This window comes from Streptomyces sp. NBC_00667 (genome assembly GCF_036226825.1).
Classification (GTDB): domain Bacteria; phylum Actinomycetota; class Actinomycetes; order Streptomycetales; family Streptomycetaceae; genus Streptomyces.
The window spans coordinates 6,556,577-6,573,902 of record NZ_CP109022.1 but is presented as its reverse complement, the minus strand read 5'-3'; the positions used below and the strand labels follow the sequence as shown (position 1 = coordinate 6,573,902).

Sequence of the window (17,326 nt, the reverse complement as noted above, 5' to 3'; positions counted from 1 at the left end):
CGCCGGGGATGACGGGAAGCCCTCAGCCCTGCACCGTCCAGCGCTGCGATGCCTCGCCGGCGCAGGAGGACGTCACCAGGCCGCTGCTCATGGCCAGGTCGAGGCAACCGCCGCCGTAGTCGCTGCGGAGGCTGCCGCCGGGACCGGTGCGCCACAGCCGGGTGGTGTCCTGGGCGCAGTCGCCCACGAAGACGGCCTGGCCGAGCCCGTTCGAGTAGAGGCACCCGCCGGTCTGCTGGTTGACGAGCTTGAAGCTGCCGTCCGACCTGCTCTTCACGGTCCAGCGGGCCGTCGGGTCGGAGCAGTCGCCGCTGTCCGAGGAACCGTAGACCTGGGTGATGCACCGGCCGTTGTCGCCGTTGCGGTAGCGGTGGGTGCCGGAGGCCGGGGCGGGCTGCGGGGCTGCCGGGGACGTCGTGCCGCTGGAGCCGCCCGGGGTGCCGGAGCCGCCGCCCGGGGTGCCCGAGCCGTTCTGCCGGCCGGTGCCGGTGCCCGGTCCGGGGCCGGACCCGGGTACGGGGCCTGAGCCGGCGCCCGGGGCGGTGCCCCCTGCTACACCGGTCTGAATTCCGCCCGCCCCGCCCTGCCCGTTGGCCTGCCCGTTGCCCTGGGCGGGGGGCGGCGCTGGTGACGCCTGCCCCGACGGACCGCCGGCCGGCGCCGCCGGGGGCGGCTGCGAGGCGGCCGGCCCTGATGCCGACGCCGGGTTCGAGGTGGCCGGATCCGCCTTCGCCTCGGCTTGGGGCGAGGTGGTGTACGGCAGGTGCTGGATGGCGAGCGTCGTACCGCCCGCCACCACGATGACCGGGACCACGGCGAGGAGGACGCGGGTACGGCGGCGCCGCTCGGGCCGCTCGGGCCCGGACGCGGGGGTCGGTTCGGGGTCCTTCGCCGGTTCCGGCTCCGAGGCACCCGCGAGCGGAACCGTCGGTACGTCGATCTTCTGCACGTCCGCGGCGAACGCGGCCCGCTCCGACAGGCGCTCGGTGATGGCGGCGGGCCACAGCGGGGCTGCGAACGGCCTGCGACTCGCGGCCTGTTCGAGGAGTTCCGCGGCGGTGGGGCGGCCCTCCGGGTCCTTGTCGAGACAGGCCGCGACCACCTCGGCGAGGTCCGGCTCCAGTTCCCGCAATGACTCCAGGTCGGGTTCTTCGTGGACGATGCGGTACAGCACGCCGTGCCCCGACTCGTCGCCGAAGGGAGGGCGGCCGCACGCCGCGTAGGCCAGTACCGAGCCGAGTGCGAACACGTCGGTGGCGCCGCTCAAGCCCTTCTTGCCCGAGGCCTGTTCGGGAGCCATGTAGGCGGGCGTGCCCACGACCATGCCCGTCCTGGTCAGCTGGCTCTGTTCGGCGGCCCGGGCGACGCCGAAGTCGATGAGGGTGAGGCCGTCGAGGGTCAGCATCACGTTGGACGGCTTGATGTCGCGGTGCACCATGTCCAGCGCGTGCACCGACGCCAGGCCGGACGCCGCCTCCCGCAGCAGCAGCCACAGGGCGTGCGCGGGCAGGGGGCCGCCGTGCAGTTCGAGGGCCTCCCTCAGGGTGAGGCCGGGGATGTAGGCGGTGGCGAACCACGGGGGCCGCGCGGTGCGGTCGCTGGCGATCAGCGGCGCGGTGGCCTCGGCGGGCAGCCGGGAGAGGTTGTCGAGCTCGTGCCCGAACCGGCGTACGAAGTCCTCGTCCTCGCCGACGACCGACGACAGCAGTTGTTTGACGGCGACGTAGCGGCCCTCCTGGACCCCTAGGTACACCCGCCCCATACCGCCGGCTCCGAGCCGTCCCGCCAGCACGATCGCCCCTATCCGCCGCGGATCCTCCGCCTCCAGCGGCTCGGCCCCGCTCCCCCTCAGCTCCAACACGTCGTCAGCCCCACCCGAATTGGAATCATTTTCCAGAAATCTACCCGATGGGACTGACTGTGAGGCCACCCGGCGAGGTTCCGTCGGGGAGCGGGACACCGCTCAACACCCTAGCTGCAGAGCGGTGAGTTGAGTAGCGGGGACCGGTGACGCGAGGGCGTCAGATACCTGGTCCGTAACCGGGGTCCGGGTGCTGTCGAGGGGTCCACCACTCCAGGAGTCCCCAGAGTCCGAGCGCGAACGCGGCCACCGCCGCGAGTACCGCGATCCAGGGCCGGCCGGTCCAGCGCCCGGTCAGCGACCAGGTCAGGAACGGCACCAGTGCGCCGCCGAGCACGATGAGCGGAAGGTCGACGAAGAGCACGCTCAGGTCACGGGCATGGGCCTCGAACCCACCGTCGATGCTGAACGCGGCCCGAGGCGCCCACACGAGCGCCGCGAGCACCGCGCCGATGCCGGCGAGGAGGCGTCCGGCGCGGCCGGTGGTGTCCGAAGTGGTGTTCATGCCAGCGACAGACGCTCGTCGCCGGTCCGCGGTTCCGCCGGGGCGGTCACCCGAGGCGGACCGGCGCGGCGACGGGTCCGGCGCACCGGCCGTTGCGGTGAACTTGCGGGCGTCGGCGTGCCGACGGCGTGTCCCTACGGAAGGAATGACTCCGGGGTGCTAAGAGGCGCCCGTTCCATGCCTGCCGGCGCGTCCGTGCGGGAGCGCGCAGAGGGAGTTGCACCCATGTCGAACCGGCTCGTGGCCACGGCCACCCTCATAGCCGCCGCGAGTGTCCTGTGGGCGCCCGGCGTCGCCTCCGCAGCCGAAGGGGACACCGCCTTCGTGCAGAGGGTGCACCAGGACAACGTGGCGGCGATCGCCGCCGGAGACGACGCGCAGCGGCACGCGGCCACGGCGTGCGTGAAGGACGTCGGCGCCCTGCTGGTCCGCGACCACGGCGCACTCGAGGCGGACCTCAGGATGCGGGCGGACGATCCGGACGTCGACCTCGCGTCCTCCCCCACCGCCGAGCAGCACAGGGGCCTCGCCGCCGTGCAGTCCGCGGCCGGCACGTCCGCCTATGACGCCCGATGGCTCGCCGACCAGGACGCGGCGCACACCAGGACGCTGGCGCTGATCGACAAGGTCCTCTCCTCCGGCGGCGACGCTGACGTGACGGCCGCCGCCCGGGCGGCCCGTCGCGTCGTGGCGGCGGACCTGGAACTGGTGCGCGGGGGCACTTGCCACCTCGGCAGCGAGGCCGGCATGGCCGGCGCCGGCAGCCGCGGGCTCGCCTCCCGCCGCAACGGCCTCAACGCGGTCGGCGCAGCCGGCCTCACCGGCGGGATCCTGGCGACGGCCGTCGTCACCCTGTGGCTGGCGCGCCGCCGCCCCACCGGTTTCCGCTGAATCCGTCGCACACCCGAGTCCGCGGGCCGGGGAGCCCCTCGTCATGACCGGGGCAGGGCGGCGCTGCCGAGGTGCTGCTCCAGCCAGTCCGCCGCCGCGCGCCGGTAGAGGCGGCGGTTGTCCGCCCGCAGGAACTCGTGCCCCTCGTTGCGCAGGGTCAGCAGCTCGGCCGGCACCCCGCGCTCGCGCGCCGCGCGGACGAACTGCTCCGACTCCGTCGGGGGCACGTTCGTGTCGTGCTCGCCGTGGACGGCCAGCACGGGTGCGCGCAGCTGGTCGATGCGGCTCATCGGGGACAGGTCGCGCAGGAGGTCCCGGTCCCGCTCGGGATGGCCGTACTTCGCCGCGGCCGACTGGGCGATCCACGGCTCGGTGCCGGCGAAGAACGTGGCGAGGTCCGACATCCCGCAGACGGCGACGCCGGTGCGGAAGAGGTCGGGGTGCCAGACCAGCGAGGCCATGGTGAGGTAGCCGCCGTAGGAACGGCCCATCACCGCCAGCCGCAGCGGGTCGGCGTAGCCGTGGGTGACCACGTGGGCGGCGCAGTCCGCGACGTCGTCGATGGCCGCGAACCGGCCGGTGCCGAGGTCCGCGTCGACGAAGGACCGCCCCCAGCCCGAGGAGCCGCGCACGTCGGGGGCGAACACGTCCATCCCCCGGGTGAGGAGCTCGTGGTAGAGCGGGTTGAACACGGGCCGCTCCTGCTCTTCGGGGCCGCCGTGGAGGTGGATCACGCACGGCGCCGGGCGCCCCGGATCGCGTTCCGGCGCCCGGTAGTACCAGCCGCCGAGCATCAGCCCGTCCCGGGCCCGGCACCGCAGGGGCACGGGGCTGACCGGGGGCCGCCCGGGCGGCGCCGCGTCCTCGTCACGGGCCGACCAGCCGGTCCGGACGGGTGCGAAGTCGCTGGTCAGGTCCCAGATGCCGGGCCTGCGCCGGGAGCCGGACAGGGCGGCGAACAGTCCGCCGCGCCCTACTGGTGCCATGCGGGTCACCACCTCGTGCGGCAGGACCGACCGGTGGTGCGGTCCGAGGCCGTCGTCCGGGTCGGCGGTGGGGAGCCCCACGGTCTCCAGCTCGCTCGCCCCGTGCACGTTCCAGGCGAGCAGGGCCCACCCGCCGTGCTCGGGAAGGCTCAGCAGGTCCAGGGCCGTCTCGTGCCGCTCGGCGGCCACCGACAGGTCCTGGAGCGCTCCGGCCCCGTCCAGCCGGGCCCGCAGCAGGGCGGCGAACTCGCGGTCGGCGTCGCTGCGCAGCCACAGGGTGCGCGAGTCGGCCGAGAGCCTGCCGATCCACGGGTCGCCGTCGGCGACCGGCAGCCGGAAGGTGGTGCGTCCCGAGGCCGCGTCCAGCAGGAGGGCTTCGCGGCGCCCGCGCGGCCCGCGGCGGAGCAGCACGAAGCGGCCTTCCGCGCCGACATCGCAGACGCGCAGCGAGGCGGCTCCGGCCTCGCTGAACAGCAGGACGGGTGCCCGGGTGCCGTCGGGGTCGAGCAGGTAGGCGGCCAGGCCCCCGCTCGCCGCCCCGTCGGCGGTGGCGGCCGGCGGCGCCGGTACCAGGTGCGGCAGGCCGTTTGCGTACGGGCCCGGTTCCGCCCGGTGCGGCGGGCCGAGCAGGGTGGCGTGGCCGTCGCGTTCCGTCCACGCCGCCCCGGTGGTCCCGTCGGCGGGGCCCGCGGACGCGTCCTCGGGGAGGTGGCCGGCTCCGCTGTGGGCGCCGGCGTCGGCGGAGGGCTGGGCGACGGTGACCGCCAGCGCCGCCCCGTCGCGGGTCCAGCAGCCCAAGTGGGCGGCGGCCCCGGGCTCGGCGCCGGCGAGTACGCGGCGGCCGGTCCCGTCCGGGCGCACCACCAGCACGCGCGTGTGTTCGCCGCCTCCGGGGGCGGAGGTGTACGCGATCCAGCGGCCGTCGGGCGACCAGGACACCTCGGTCACCGGGTCGGGGTCGGCGTCGAGGACGTGGGCCTCGCCGCCGCGGGCGGAGCCGCTCCACAGCTGGGGCACGCCGGCCCGGTCGCAGATGTACGCCACCTGGTCGCCGCCGGGGTCGACCGAGGGGTACCAGCACCCGTGGGCGGTGAGCAGTGTCGGCGGGTCCGCCGCGAAGACGGGAGCCAGGTGTACCGGGACGGGGGCCTGCGCGGGGGCGGGCAGGGAACGGCGGCGGAGGGAGGAGCGGTCCAGGGGCATGAGGGCCTCTTCGAGGGCTGCCAAGGGCTGTCACCGTTCAGTGTCAGTTGATGCCGTGGGTCTGCAACCAGATCTCCAGCGAAGCCACCTGCCACAGGGTGCTGGCTCCGCGTTTCGTGCGGTGGCGGCCGGGTTCCGCGAGCAGCTCGGCCACCCGTCGCTGGTCGAAGAGGGCGCGCCGCCGCGCTTCCGGGGCGGTCAGCGCCTCGCGCACGCGGCTGAGCACCGGCTCGGCCATGTGCCGCACCGCGGGAACGGGGAAGTACCCCTTGGGGCGGTCCACCACCTCTCGGGGCAGGATCTGCCGGCCGAGGTCCTTGAGCACGCCCTTGCCGTCCTGCGCCAGCTTGAGTTCGGGAGGGCAGGCCGCGGCGAGTTCGACCAGCTCGTGGTCGAGGAAGGGCACGCGCGCCTCCAGGCCCCAGGCCATCGTCATGTTGTCGACCCGTTTGACCGGATCGTCGGGCATCAGCGCGTGGACGTCCAGGCGCAAGGTGGCGTCCAGCGTGCTCTGGGCGCCGGGGGCCGCCATGTGGGCGTGGACGAATTCGCGCGAGGCGTCGTGTCCGGCGGTCACGTCCGGGTGCAGGACGGCGGCGACGTCGTCGTGCGGGCGGTCGAAGTAGACGTCGGCGTACGCGTCCGGCGCGTCGGGGCGGGCGGCCCCGGCGATCGGCGGGTACCAGTGGTAGCCCGCGAACACCTCGTCGGCGCCCTGCCCGCACAGGACCACCTTCACCTCCTTGGCGACCTGCTCCGACAGCAGGTGGAAGGCCACGGCGTCATGGCTGACCATGGGCTCGCTCATGGCTGCGATCGCGGTTTCCAGCGCGGCCGGGAGCCGGTCGGAGGGGATCATGTACTGGTGGTGGTCCGTGGAGAACCGCCGTGCGACCAGGTCCGAGTACCGGAACTCGTCGCCCTCCTGTCCGCGCTCGGACTCGAAGCCCATCGCGAAGGTCGCCAGGTCGCTGTGGCCCTCCTCTGCCAGCAGGGCCACGATGAGGCTGGAGTCCAGCCCGCCGGAGAGCAGGACGCCCACCGGCACGTCGGCCACCATGCGGCGGCGCACCGCCGTGCGCAGGGCGTCGTGGACGGCCTCCTGCCAGCGTGCCGGGTCGTTGCCGAGGTCCGCGCGGCGGGTGTAGGACGGCTGCCAGTAGAGGTGGTCGCGGTGGGTGCCGTCCGGCTCGACCACGCGGACGGTCGCGGGCGGCAGTTTGCGCACGCCGGCCAGCACGGTGCGCGGTGCGGGGACCGTGCCGTGCCAGGTCAGGTACTGGTGGAGCGCCACCGGGTCGAACGAGGTGTCCACGCCGCCGCCCGCGAGGAGGGCGGGCAGGGACGAGGCGAAGCGGAGCCGGTCCGCGTCCTGGGTGAGGTAGAGCGGCTTGATCCCGAGCCGGTCACGGCCCAGTACCACGCGGCCGGTGTGGTGCTCGGCCACGGCGAAGGCGAACATGCCGACCAGGTGCTCGACGCATTCGTGCCGCCACTGGGCGTAGGCCTTGAGGAGCACTTCCGTGTCGGAGTCGGAGAAGAAGCGGTGGCCCAGGCCTTCGAGCCGTCCGCGCAGCTCACGGTAGTTGTAGAGGCACCCGTTGAAGACGGCCGTGATCCCCAGGTGGGGGTCGGTCATCGGCTGGGCGCCGCTCTCCGAGAGGTCGATGATCTTCAACCGGCGGTGGCCCAGGGCTACGGAGCCCTGTGACCAGGCGCCTCTGCCGTCCGGTCCGCGGTCCTCCATCTCGTCGGTCATGCGTTCGACCGCGGCGAGGTCCGGTCGCCTGCCGTCGAAGCGCACTTCCCCGCTCAGGCCACACATGTGACACCCCCCGCTCGACTCGCGCCTCGGGGCCGCCGCGTCGCCGCGCCCGCCCTTCCGCCCGGGGTCCAGGCCACCTCCACCATGAACATTCACTCCCGTTGCCCACACGGCCCGTGCCACGCGACTCGGGCCGAACAGGCGATCGACATATCGGGCGCATGCCCACCTGAGCGGCACTTATGCCCGGGTTTCGATCAGGCGCGGGTGAGGCAGAAGGGATGCCCGGCCGGGTCCAGCAGGACCCGCCACCCCTCCCCGCCCGGTTGGTGCGCCGGCTTGACCGCGCCCCACTCCAGCAGCAGCGCCTCGGCTTCGTCGAGGTCTTCCACCTCGAAGTCGAGGTGGACCTGCTGAGGCACGGCCTGGCCGGGCCAGCGCGGAGCCACGTAGCCGTCGACCCGCTGGAAACCGAGGAAGAGCCCGTCCTCGCGGGTGAGGCCGGCGAAGTCCGCGTCGGACTCCTCGTGGAGTCCGAGGCCGGTGGCCCGCTGGTAGAACGCCGCCAGCGCCTCGGGATCCGCGCAGTCCAAGGTGATCGCGGTCAGCTTCATCCGCGGGGTCGCTCCGGCAGGCTTGATCATCCCGGCAGCATAGGCGGCCGCCGGCGGCTCCGGGCGGCCGGGACGGCGGGCTACGCACATCAGATGATGTGTGTGCCCAGTGGGCTGACGTGCGGCCCCTGAAGTGCCACGATGATCCATGCTTCAACAGTGTGGCGGTCGGGGCGCGGGAGGAGCGGCGGCAGCGTGCCCTGGAGACCGGCCCTACCCACGAAAGGGCGGACGTCCCATGCGCGTTACCCCCCTCATAGCGTCCTTAGGCACCGGCCGCGGCGCGTCCGCGGACGAGCAGGTGCGGCTCTACTACAGCGGCAAGACCCACGACATCCTCCAGAAGTACGGACCCGGCCCGCGCGTCCACTTCCATGTGGGCCTTTTCCCCGACGGGTCGCCACCCACCACCGTCCCCCAGGGCGCGCTCAAGCAGCACCTCCTCGACGCGCAGGAGCGGATAGTCGAGTACGCGGCCCGCTCCTGGGGCGCGTACGAGGCTCCGCCGTCGCGGGTCCTCGACATCGGCTGCGGCCTCGGCGGCACCTCCCTCTACTGGGCGCAGGAGCACGGCGCTTCGGTCACCGGCCTCACCGTCGCGGCGGAACACGTGCCGCTCATCCGGCACTTCGCCCGTCAGGCGGGCGTCGGGGGCCGGGTGGAACCCCGGGTGGCCGATGTGCACGACCTGCACGACACCCGCGCGTACGACGCCGCATACGCCAACGAAAGCAGCGGGTACACCGACCGCAAGCGCCTCTTCGAGGTCGTCGCCAAAGCGCTCAGACCCGGAGGGTGGTTCGGCATCCAGGAGCACTTCGTACGCCGCTCCGAGTGGCTCGGATTCATCGACGGCTACTACCGGACCCGGCTGGGAACCCACTCCGAATACCTGGTGGCGGCCGAGGCGGCCGGCTTCGAGGTGGTGCAGGACGAGGACGTGACCGACTCGGTGGTGGAGTTCTGGGTGCAGTCGATGGCGTGGAACACCGCCGAACTCGACCGGATCCGTGCGGGCGGTGAGCCCGCCGCATGGAGCGGCGTACGGCTGGAGCAGTCGACGATCGCGCACAGCAAGCTCTTCCGGCTCTGGCGTGACCATGCGATGGAGACGCGGTTGCTGCGCTTCCGGATCGGCGGCGGCCGATGACCGCCTCGCCCCGTCCCTCTCGTCTCGGTGACCGGCTACCGCCGTTCTACTGCCCGCTGGAGCGCGACCTCGTCCACCCCGAGGCCAAAGAGGTGGAGGCCCGTGCGGTCGAGTGGGTGGACGCCTTCGGCCTCTACCCCGACGCGGTCGAGCGTGCGTGGGGACTGGCCACGCACAGCGCCGACTTCACCTGCCGCATCATCCCCGAGGGGGACGTGGAGGCCCTGCTGCTGTTCGCCGAGTGGAACTACTGGGCCAATGCCGTCGACGACTGGCAGGACTCGGGCTCCGAGGAGGTGGGGACGGGCGCCGTCGTCGAACACGGTGTGCGGCTGCTGCGGACCATCGAGAACCCGGGCGCGTCCGTGCTGCCCGACGGCCCCATGACGCGCGCGCTGGTGGACCTGGTCAGACGCACCCACGCCATGCTCAGCCCGTTCGAGCTGCGCAGGTTCGTCGAGGGCACCCGGGACTGGCTGCTCGGGGCGGCCTGGCGGGCCGCGCAGGCCGAGGCGGGCAGTGTGCCGGGGCTGAACGACTTCGCCGCGATGGGACCGCTGGCGAACGGTACGCGGTTCTCGCTGACCTGGTCCGACGTCGCCCGCAGGGACCGGCTGCCGGCAGAGGTGCTGTGCTCCCCCGCCGTCACGGCGCTCACCGACGCGGCGGGTTTCATCGTCAGTGCCGACAACGACCTGTTCTCCTACGACAAGGACGACCACCTGGAGCCGCGGGAGGTGAACCTCGTCAACGTCCTCGCCGCCCAGGAGCACTGCTCCCCCGCCGAGGCGGTCCCGCTCGCGGTGGCCCTGCGTGACCGGGTGATGGTCCTGTTCACCACGCTGAGGGCGCAACTCTCGGAGGGGGCCGACCGGGAACTGCGCCGCCACCTGGCGGCGTTGGGCCACTACGTGGCCGGCTGCATCGCCTGGCAGAGCCGGGCGCCGCGGTACGCGAGTCCGCGCAACCGGTACGAACTGCCCCTCGCGGAGGCGGGTTTCGCGATCCGCTACGCCGATGCGCCCAGCGCTGCCGGGACCGAGCCGCCGGATCTGCCGGCGCTCGCCTCCTGGTGGCAGTGGGTGCGCGACTGAGCGGCACCGAGGGCCCCCGCCGGTGCGGCGGGGGCCCTCGGTACGGAGCGCCGGTACCGGACGCCGGTACGGAACGCGGGGACGGAACGCGGCTCAGCGGCGGCCGAACAGCCGGCGCCACCAGCTGACACCGCGCCGGTGCCCGGCGGCGGTGGGCGCCGCCGTCGGCTGCGGCGGGATCACGGCGACGTGCGGCGGGTGCTCGGAGGGCCGCTCGGTGTGCGGACCGGCGTTCTCGACGGAACGCGGGGTGAACCGCACGGGCAGTGACAGCAGGTGGCGCGACATGAGGGTGCCGCGCCACTGGAGCTCGCTCGCGTCGACCGCCAGCTGCAGGTCGGGCAACCGGTCCAACAGCACTTCGATGCCGGTGTCCGCGATGGCGCGGCCGATGTCCTGGCCGGGGCACTCGTGCGGCCCGCTGCTGAACGCCAGGTGGGAGCGGTTGCCGTGGACGGAGACGCTCGGATCGGGACGGATCTGCGGGTCGGCGTTCCCCGCGGCCAGACCCAGCAGCAGCATGTCTCCGGCCTTCACCTGCCGGCCGCCGAGCAGGGTGTCCCCGGTGGCCCAGCGCCCGATGATCGTGTTGATCGGCGGGTCGTCCCAGAGGACCTGCTCCAGGGCGTCGGGCAGCGTCATGTGCCCTCCGGACAGGCTGGCCCGGAAGCGCGGGTCGGTCAGTACGGTCCGCAGCGTGTTCGCGATCAGGTTGGCGGTGGTCTCGTACGCCGCGATCAGCACGACGCGCAGGTGCATCAGCACCTCGGTCTCGCTGAGGTCCGCGGGGTGCTCCAGCAGCCAGGAGGCGAGGTCGTGACCGGGCTCGGCCTTGCGGTCCATGACCAGCTGTTCCAGCGTCAGGGTGACGTAGCGGTCGCTCTGCAGGGCCGTCTCGGTCCCCTGGAGCATGTCGCGTGCCGCCTTGACCAGCCGGGGCCCGTGTTCGTCGGGGGCCCCCACGAGCTGGGTCATGACCAGCATGGGGAGCTGGTCGGAGAAGGAGGCCACGAGGTCGGCGTGGCCGTCGGCGGCGATCCGGTCGACGAGCTGGTTGGCGAAGCGGGTCACGTACCGGCGGATGCCGCGCTTGTCGAAGCGCTCCAGGGAATCCACCACGGCCCCGCGCAGCCGATCGTGGACGGGCCCGTCGGTGAAGTTGCACACCGGCACCCAGGTGACCATGGGGCCGAGCGGGGTGTCGGCCGGTACCCGGCCCTCTCTCATGTCGCGCCAGCCCCGGGGGTCGCGGGCGAACCGCGAAGGGGTGCGCGCCACGTCGAGGTTCTCCCGGTGGCCGAGGACGAGCCAGGCCGGGAGGTCGCCGCTGACCAGTACGGGCGCCACCGGGCCGTACTCGGCCCGCAGCTTCTCGTACAGCCCCAGGGGGTCGGCCTGCGCCTCCGGTCCGTGGAGCCGGTACAGGGCGCCCCCGGCTCCCGCCACGTGGGCGGGGCACTCGGGCGGCGGGGTGGGGTGGGTACTCACATTGCCTCCTGGGTCGCCGCCTGCGAGTGCAGGTAGCGCATGAGGGTCAGCAGGACGTCGCGGGACGAGTCCCGCCGTCTGGCGTCGCAGACGAGGATCGGTACGGCGCGGGGCAGGTCGAGGGCTTGGCGCAGCTCTTCCAATGGATGCTCGGGGGCGTCGGGGAAGGAGTTGACGGCCACGACGAAGGGGACGCCCCGTTCCTCCAGCCGGCCGATGACGTCGAAGCTGGTCTCCAGGCGCCGGGTGTCGAGGAGTACGACCGCGCCGAGGGCGCCCTCGAAGAGGCCGCGCCACAGGAACCAGAACCGCTCCTGGCCGGGAGTGCCGAACAGGTAGAGCACGAGTTCGTCGTTGATGCTGATGCGGCCGAAGTCCATGGCCACGGTCGTGGTGGTCTTGCGCGCCACGCCCCGGGTGTCGTCGACACCGATGCCCGCCTTGGTCATGGTCTCTTCGGTGGTCAGCGGTCTGATCTCGCTGACCGCGCCGACCATCGTCGTCTTGCCGACGCCGAAACCGCCGACGATGACGATCTTGACGGCAGCCGCCGCCGTCTGGGGGAGTATGTCCCCGGGGCGCGGCCCGCGCGGCGCGTCAGAGCTTTTGAAGTCCATTGATCACTGCCTCGATCAGAGCAAGGTCGGGTAGCTGGGCGGCGGGAACGGGCGGGCGTACGTGTACGCGCCGAGCGGTCATCAGGTCCCCGACCAGCACGATGACGGCGCTCACGGGCAGACCGGCGTACGCGGCGATCTCGGCCACCGACAGCGGCGACTGGCACATCCGCAGGATCGCCGCGTGCTCGGGCTGCATCTCGGGCCGGGCCGGCACCTTGGCGACGACCAGGGTCACGAGGTCGAGCTGGACGGCGGTGGATGGTCCGCTGCGGCCGCCGGTGATGACGTAGAGCCGTTCGGGAGTGTTGTCCTCCCAGCTTGAGGGTGGCTCACTCACGCGGGCTGCCCGTCATGTCGGGGCGGGCTGCTCAGGTGCTCCCCCATCCGGGTCACCAGGTTGCGCATCTGGGCACCCATCAGGCCCGCGTCGACGCCCTCGTCGGCCAGGACCGCCAGGTAGGAGCCGTCGCCCGCGGCCATCAGGTAGAAGAACCCGCCGTCCATCTCGATCACGACCAGCCGCATTCTGCCTTCGGAGCGGGGCAGTTCGGAGGCCACCGCCCCCGCGAGGCTCTGCAGGCCGGCACAGGCCGCCGCCAGGCGGTCGGCCGTGTCGGTCTCGGCCCCGTACTGCGCCACGCACAGCCCGTCCGCGGACAGTACGATCACGTGCCGCGTCTGCGGCACTCCGGCGGCCAGGTCCTTGAGCATCCAGTCCATACTGCTTCGCTGAGTCATCACTGTTCATGCCCCTTTGGTCGCTGAGCCCGACGTGTCCCCTGTGTCCCGGGCGGCCTGGGCGTCCTGGCCGGACCCGCCGGACAGGCCGCTGTGGAACGCCTCCAGCCACATGCCGGGGCCGGGGTCGTGCGCCGACTGCGGCTCCGCTGCGGGCGGGGCGTCGTAGAAGTTGGCACGGTCCTTGCGGCGCCGCTGCGGCAGGCCGGTCGCCGTGCGTTCGGTGGCGGGTCCGCCGGCCGCGGGCGTCGGCCGGGGTACGGAGGCCGGCGCCGGCCGGGGCGCGGCCACGGCGGCGGACGAGCGCTCGACGGGGTGCTCGCGCGGTGCGGGGGGCACTGCCCTGGGGCCCGAGGAGGAACCGATGCCGTGGGCGGTGCCGGTCGCCGCGGCCGTGGTGGTGATCAGGTGCTGCGGGACGATGACGACGGCGCGCACGCCGCCGTACGCGGAGGAGCGCAGGGACACCTGGAACCCGTACGCCTGCGCCAGCCGGCCGACCACCGCGAGACCGAGCCGCGGCGTCTCGCCCAGGTCGTTGAGGTCGATGCCGGACTGGGCCTGCGCGAGCATCCGCTCGGCGCGCCTGCGGGCCTCCTCGCTCATGCTGAGGCCGCCGTCCTCGATCTCCACGGCGATGCCCGACTGCACCTCGGCGGCCGTGAGGTGGACCCGGGTGTGGGGCGGCGAGTAGCGGGTGGCGTTGTCCAGCAGCTCCGCGAGGGTGTGGATCAGCGGCTCCACGATCGGTCCGACGACGGCGACCTCGGAGACCGAGTGGAGCTCCACCCGCTGGTAGTCGATGATCCGCGACATCGCGCCGCGCAGCACGCTGTACAGGGTGACGGCCCTGCTCCACTGGCGGCCGGGGCGCGCCCCGCCGAGGACGGAGATGGAGTCGGCGAGCCGGCCGATGAGGGCGGTGCCGTGGTCCAGGCGCAGGAGGTCGCCGAACACGTCCGGGTCGCGGCCGTGGCGGTCCTCCATCTCGCGCATCTCCTGGGCCTGCTGGTGGACGATCGCCTGCACGCGGCGGGCGATGTTCACGAAGGCCCGCTGCGCCGAGTGGCGGAGGTTCTCCTCGTTGTCGACGGTGTCGATGACGAGGGCGAGCACGGTCTGCAGGGCGGCTCTGTACCGCGGCGTCAGGGCCGTGTCGTTGCCCCAGCGGTTGCCCTGCCCGCCGCGGCCGCCGAGGGCGGTCAGCACCTCCTCGGGCAACTCGCCCTTGCGCAGTCGCTCGATGGCCTCGGTCAGCACCACCTGGGACAGGCGCACCGCTTCGGTCTCCTGCCGGGACAGGGCGTGGTGGAGGGCCGCGACCTCGGCGCGGCCGGCGGCGAGCGCGCGGCCGCGCCGGAGCGCTTCGGCGAGTGCCGCGGCGGTGCACACGGCGCCCAAGGCCACGCAGGCGGTGCGGACCGGTTCCGAGGAGGAGATCAGCGCGCCGATGAGGCACACGGCGGCCACGGCGGTGATCGCGGGCATCATCCAGCTCGTTCCCGCATCGGGGCGAGCGGCTTCGGGTGGAATGTCTTTTTGCGCCATCGGCGTCCTCGAACCATCGAAAGTGGGGATCTTCTGACCGGTGGGCGGGAGCATAACTACGCCCAACTCCACGCATGGGTGGTTTCGTTGGAGTTCATCGGACCGGAGGACCCATTACGCGCCATCCCCGGGGCCGGATTTCGGCTCGGGGGATGGCGCGTTCACGGTGCGGGGCACCATAAGAGGAGGTCGAAGGCATTCCGTCGCACATGCGGGCGACGGAATTCGAACTCATATTCCGCTTGATATCGGCCGCATTCCGTTGTCGGGATGTGGTACCCCGCACCGAAGTGCGCTATGGGCGCACCGGGACGGAGGTCCGGTCGTCCTCTCAGGTGCCGAGCGGGCTGTCCTCGCGTACGCATTCGATGAGGTAGTCGCCGTTGTCGGGGTCGATGGTGACGCCGTGCGCTTCGCTGTGGAAGCCCGGGAAGGCCCTGTCGAAGGCCTCCAGGGCGCCGAGGTAGCGCAGGACGGGCCCGTCGGGGGCGCCGAGCGCTTCACCGGGCATCAGGACCGGGATGCCCGGCGGGGTCACGGTGACCATCGCGGCGGCAACCCGGCCCGCGGCGTGCGCGAGGGGCAGGCGTTCGGTGCCGCCCCGGATCAGCTGCCGGTAGCAGTGCCGGGGCGGGACGACCGGTTCGGGCAGCTGCCGGAAGGCGGTGTCCAGGGCGTCGATCAGCTCGGCGCCGGTGAGGTGTTCGTGCATCTCCTGGCACAGGCCGCGCAGCGTGGCACTGCCGTAACGGCGGGGGTGGCGCTCGACCAGGTGGGGCAGGACCTGCCGCAGGGGGGTGTCGGCGTCGTGGAGGGCCTTGAAGTCCATGAGGGCGTCCATCAGGGTGCCCCACTTGCCCTTGGTGATGCCCATGGAGAACAGCACGAGGGTGGTGTAGGTGTCGGTCTTCTCCACCACGATGCCCCGGCCGGCCAGGTAGGCGGTGAGGATCCGGGCCGGGATGCCCCACGGTGCCGTCTCCCCCGTGGCGGTTACTCCGGGGCAGGTCAGCGTGACCTTGATGGGGTCCAGCAGGCACTGGCCCCGGCTCAGGCCGGCGAACCCGTGCCAGTCGGCGTCGGGGTCGAGCTCCCAGCAGCGCGGGTCGGTGGCCAGGAGCGCCGGGGAGGCGTCGGCGAAGGGAACGGGGCTCCCGCCGTCCGGGTCGGTGACTGTGTCGGGCTGCCAGACGCCGAAGAACCACGGGAGCCTGTCGCCGGCGTCCGCGATGCGGCGTCCGGTGCGCACGACGGCCTGCCGGAACCTGATCGCTTCGGTGACCGCCTCGTTGACCAGCCACTCGCCCTGAGCGCCGTCCATCATCGCCGCGGCCACGTCGAGCGAGGCGATGGCCGGGTACAGCGCCGAGGTGGTGCCGTGCATCATGAACGCCTCGTTGAACCGGTGGTGCTCCACGGGAGCCCGGGGCGAGGACTTCACGTGCACCATGGCGGCCTGTGAGAGGGCGGCCAGCAGCTTGTGCGTGGACTGGGTGGAGAAGACGGTGGGCCGGTCCGCGCCTTCGAAGGTGTCCGGGCCGACCGCCATGCCGTAGCGGCCGGCGTACAGGGGGTGGAACCGGGCGTAGGCGAACCAGGCCTCGTCGAAGTGGAGGCGGGGGGTACTGGGTGCCAGGGCGCGGGCGGTCTGCACCGTGTCGTAACACAGTCCGTCGTAGGTGGAGTTGGTGATCACCGCGTACTGGGCCTCGGGCGAGACGGCGCCGGGTGTCAGGGGATGGGCGGCGATCCGGCCGGCCACCGCTGCGGGCGCCGTCTCGCGGGCGGGGAGCGGTCCGGCCAGCCCGTAGCCGTTGCGGGTGGGGACGAGGTAGACCGGGCGGGCACCGGAGATCACCAGGCCGTGCAGGACCGACTTGTGGCAGTTGCGGTCCACCAGGGCGATCTCGTCGGAGGTGACGCAGTAATGGCCGACCATGCGGTCCGCGGTGGAATCGCCGTGCAGTACGAAGTACGTGCGGTCGGCGCCGAAGATGCGGGCGGCGTTGCGTTCGGCGTCCCCGATGGGTCCGCTGTGCTCGAAGAGGGACCCGAGTTCCTCGACGGAGATCGACAGGTCGGTGCGGAAGAGGCGTTCACCGTAGTAGTCGAAGAACGCCCGCCCGACCGGCGATTTCAAGAACGCCACCCCGCCCGAATGGGCCGGGGTGTGCCAGGAGTATTCGTGGGCGTCGTCGAAACGCCGTAGCGCTTTGAAGAACGGCGGCAGGACGGAGTCGCCGTAGGCGCGCGCCGCGTTGGAGACACGGCCGGCGATGAAGGAGGGCGTGTCCTCCAGGGGCCAGATGTAGCCGACCGCGGTCTCTGCCACCCACAGGGGCAGCCGGTCCAGACCGTGGTCGGACTCCTCGGTCATCACCACGAAGACGGGCAGGTCCTTGAACCGGCGGGAGACCTGCCGAAGGACCGCCGCACCCCCGCCGTCGGCGTCGTCGCCGGTCCCGGACGGCAGGTCCCAGGCCACGACGGCAGCCGTCAGGCCCGCCTCGGTGCGCAGGACCGCGCGTGCCGCCTCGGCGGTGCGGGCCCACCGCACCTCCAGTCCCCGGTTCTCCAGTTCCTTCCCGATCCGGCGCAGTTGGTCGCCTCCGACCCCACCGCCCAGGGGGTCCTCGCGCAGGGCCAGCAGGACACTACCGTTCGCCATGACACTCTCCATGAGCGCGTTGCCGATCCGCTTGACCTGCCAAGTCTCAAGCGGTACGGGCCTGCGCAGCGCGGGAAGCGGGCGGCACTCACCCGTACGGGTAGCCCCGTCGCGTCCGAGGGCGCCCGCCACCCGGACGCGTTCCCCCGGGACCCGTGGCTCGGCTACCGACCCGTGGCGGCCCGGTGGTCCGCG

At 72.9% G+C, this 17,326-nt stretch carries 14 protein-coding genes; 3 read left to right on the top strand and 11 right to left on the bottom strand.

What is annotated here, in order from left to right:
- Nucleotides 1–22 precede the first annotated feature (22 nt).
- Together OHA81_RS29835 and OHA81_RS29830 are read right to left on the bottom strand one after the other, a co-directional pair.
- On the bottom strand, nucleotides 23–1,861 hold the full coding sequence (locus OHA81_RS29835; protein ID WP_329201047.1) for a serine/threonine-protein kinase: 1,839 nt from the start codon (nucleotides 1,859–1,861) through the stop codon (nucleotides 23–25).
- A gap of 160 nt (nucleotides 1,862–2,021) precedes the next feature.
- Nucleotides 2,022–2,366 carry a hypothetical protein gene (locus OHA81_RS29830; protein ID WP_329201045.1) on the bottom strand — a complete coding sequence of 115 codons (345 nt, stop codon included), beginning with the start codon at nucleotides 2,364–2,366 and terminating at the stop codon, nucleotides 2,022–2,024.
- A 225-nt stretch (nucleotides 2,367–2,591) separates the two neighbouring features.
- Here OHA81_RS29830 and OHA81_RS29825 point away from each other — a divergent pair, with 225 nt between their 5' ends.
- Entirely contained in the window at nucleotides 2,592–3,257 is a 666-nt protein-coding gene (locus OHA81_RS29825; protein ID WP_329201043.1) for a DUF4142 domain-containing protein, read from the top strand.
- 41 nt (nucleotides 3,258–3,298) lie between these two features.
- Here the strand turns inward: OHA81_RS29825 and OHA81_RS29820 are convergent, their stop codons facing one another.
- The 3 genes from OHA81_RS29820 to OHA81_RS29810 all read right to left on the bottom strand — a co-directional run bounded on the left by OHA81_RS29820 (nucleotide 3,299) and on the right by OHA81_RS29810 (nucleotide 7,855).
- A complete protein-coding gene (locus tag OHA81_RS29820; RefSeq protein WP_443056716.1) occupies nucleotides 3,299–5,470 on the bottom strand; it encodes a prolyl oligopeptidase family serine peptidase in 2,172 nt (723 codons plus the stop codon).
- 19 nt (nucleotides 5,471–5,489) lie between these two features.
- Nucleotides 5,490–7,271 (bottom strand): N-acetylglutaminylglutamine amidotransferase, encoded by a 1,782-nt coding sequence (locus tag OHA81_RS29815; protein WP_329201041.1) that lies wholly within the window; start codon nucleotides 7,269–7,271, stop codon nucleotides 5,490–5,492.
- Between the two features lie 197 nt (nucleotides 7,272–7,468).
- A complete protein-coding gene (locus OHA81_RS29810; protein WP_329201040.1) occupies nucleotides 7,469–7,855 on the bottom strand; it encodes a VOC family protein in 387 nt (128 codons plus the stop codon).
- A gap of 208 nt (nucleotides 7,856–8,063) precedes the next feature.
- Between OHA81_RS29810 and OHA81_RS29805 the strand changes: the two genes are divergently transcribed.
- On the top strand, nucleotides 8,064–8,975 hold the full coding sequence (locus OHA81_RS29805) for an SAM-dependent methyltransferase (protein WP_329201038.1): 912 nt from the start codon (nucleotides 8,064–8,066) through the stop codon (nucleotides 8,973–8,975).
- The gene (locus OHA81_RS29800; protein WP_329201037.1) at nucleotides 8,972–10,069 is read left to right on the top strand and encodes a terpene synthase family protein; all 1,098 of its coding nucleotides are present in this window, start codon (nucleotides 8,972–8,974) and stop codon (nucleotides 10,067–10,069) included. Before OHA81_RS29805 ends, OHA81_RS29800 begins: the two co-directional genes overlap by 4 nt.
- Nucleotides 10,070–10,162: 93 nt before the next feature.
- On the opposite strand, the gene OHA81_RS29795 is transcribed toward OHA81_RS29800, so the two are convergent.
- The 6 genes from OHA81_RS29795 to OHA81_RS29770 all read right to left on the bottom strand — a co-directional run bounded on the left by OHA81_RS29795 (nucleotide 10,163) and on the right by OHA81_RS29770 (nucleotide 17,131).
- Nucleotides 10,163–11,557 carry a cytochrome P450 gene (locus OHA81_RS29795; RefSeq protein ID WP_329201036.1) on the bottom strand — a complete coding sequence of 465 codons (1,395 nt, stop codon included), beginning with the start codon at nucleotides 11,555–11,557 and terminating at the stop codon, nucleotides 10,163–10,165.
- The gene (locus OHA81_RS29790; protein ID WP_329201034.1) at nucleotides 11,554–12,174 is read right to left on the bottom strand and encodes a GTP-binding protein; all 621 of its coding nucleotides are present in this window, start codon (nucleotides 12,172–12,174) and stop codon (nucleotides 11,554–11,556) included. Before OHA81_RS29790 ends, OHA81_RS29795 begins: the two co-directional genes overlap by 4 nt.
- Entirely contained in the window at nucleotides 12,155–12,514 is a 360-nt protein-coding gene (locus tag OHA81_RS29785) for a DUF742 domain-containing protein (protein WP_329201032.1), read from the bottom strand. The genes OHA81_RS29790 and OHA81_RS29785 overlap by 20 nt, the downstream gene beginning before the upstream one ends.
- On the bottom strand, nucleotides 12,511–12,915 hold the full coding sequence (locus tag OHA81_RS29780; RefSeq protein WP_190184310.1) for a roadblock/LC7 domain-containing protein: 405 nt from the start codon (nucleotides 12,913–12,915) through the stop codon (nucleotides 12,511–12,513). The genes OHA81_RS29785 and OHA81_RS29780 overlap by 4 nt, the downstream gene beginning before the upstream one ends.
- Nucleotides 12,916–12,921: 6 nt before the next feature.
- Entirely contained in the window at nucleotides 12,922–14,463 is a 1,542-nt protein-coding gene (locus OHA81_RS29775; protein ID WP_443056715.1) for a sensor histidine kinase, read from the bottom strand.
- 331 nt (nucleotides 14,464–14,794) lie between these two features.
- Nucleotides 14,795–17,131, bottom strand: coding sequence for an Orn/Lys/Arg decarboxylase N-terminal domain-containing protein (locus tag OHA81_RS29770; protein ID WP_329201027.1), 2,337 nt, complete (start codon nucleotides 17,129–17,131; stop codon nucleotides 14,795–14,797).
- Nucleotides 17,132–17,326 lie beyond the last annotated feature (195 nt).

What these genes read in the sequence shown, in the direction of transcription:
- OHA81_RS29810 (WP_329201040.1), bottom strand. Translation starts at nt 7,855, where the DNA reads ATGATCAAGCCTGCCGGAGCGACCCCGCGGATGAAGCTGACCGCGATC.
- OHA81_RS29770 (WP_329201027.1), bottom strand. Translation starts at nt 17,131, where the DNA reads ATGGCGAACGGTAGTGTCCTGCTGGCCCTGCGCGAGGACCCCCTGGGC.
- OHA81_RS29825 (WP_329201043.1), top strand. Translation starts at nt 2,592, where the DNA reads ATGTCGAACCGGCTCGTGGCCACGGCCACCCTCATAGCCGCCGCGAGT.
- OHA81_RS29815 (WP_329201041.1), bottom strand. Translation starts at nt 7,271, where the DNA reads ATGTGTGGCCTGAGCGGGGAAGTGCGCTTCGACGGCAGGCGACCGGAC.
- OHA81_RS29805 (WP_329201038.1), top strand. Translation starts at nt 8,064, where the DNA reads ATGCGCGTTACCCCCCTCATAGCGTCCTTAGGCACCGGCCGCGGCGCG.
- OHA81_RS29830 (WP_329201045.1), bottom strand. Translation starts at nt 2,366, where the DNA reads ATGAACACCACTTCGGACACCACCGGCCGCGCCGGACGCCTCCTCGCC.
- OHA81_RS29790 (WP_329201034.1), bottom strand. Translation starts at nt 12,174, where the DNA reads ATGGACTTCAAAAGCTCTGACGCGCCGCGCGGGCCGCGCCCCGGGGAC.
- OHA81_RS29800 (WP_329201037.1), top strand. Translation starts at nt 8,972, where the DNA reads ATGACCGCCTCGCCCCGTCCCTCTCGTCTCGGTGACCGGCTACCGCCG.
- OHA81_RS29775 (WP_443056715.1), bottom strand. Translation starts at nt 14,463, where the DNA reads ATGGCGCAAAAAGACATTCCACCCGAAGCCGCTCGCCCCGATGCGGGA.
- OHA81_RS29780 (WP_190184310.1), bottom strand. Translation starts at nt 12,915, where the DNA reads ATGACTCAGCGAAGCAGTATGGACTGGATGCTCAAGGACCTGGCCGCC.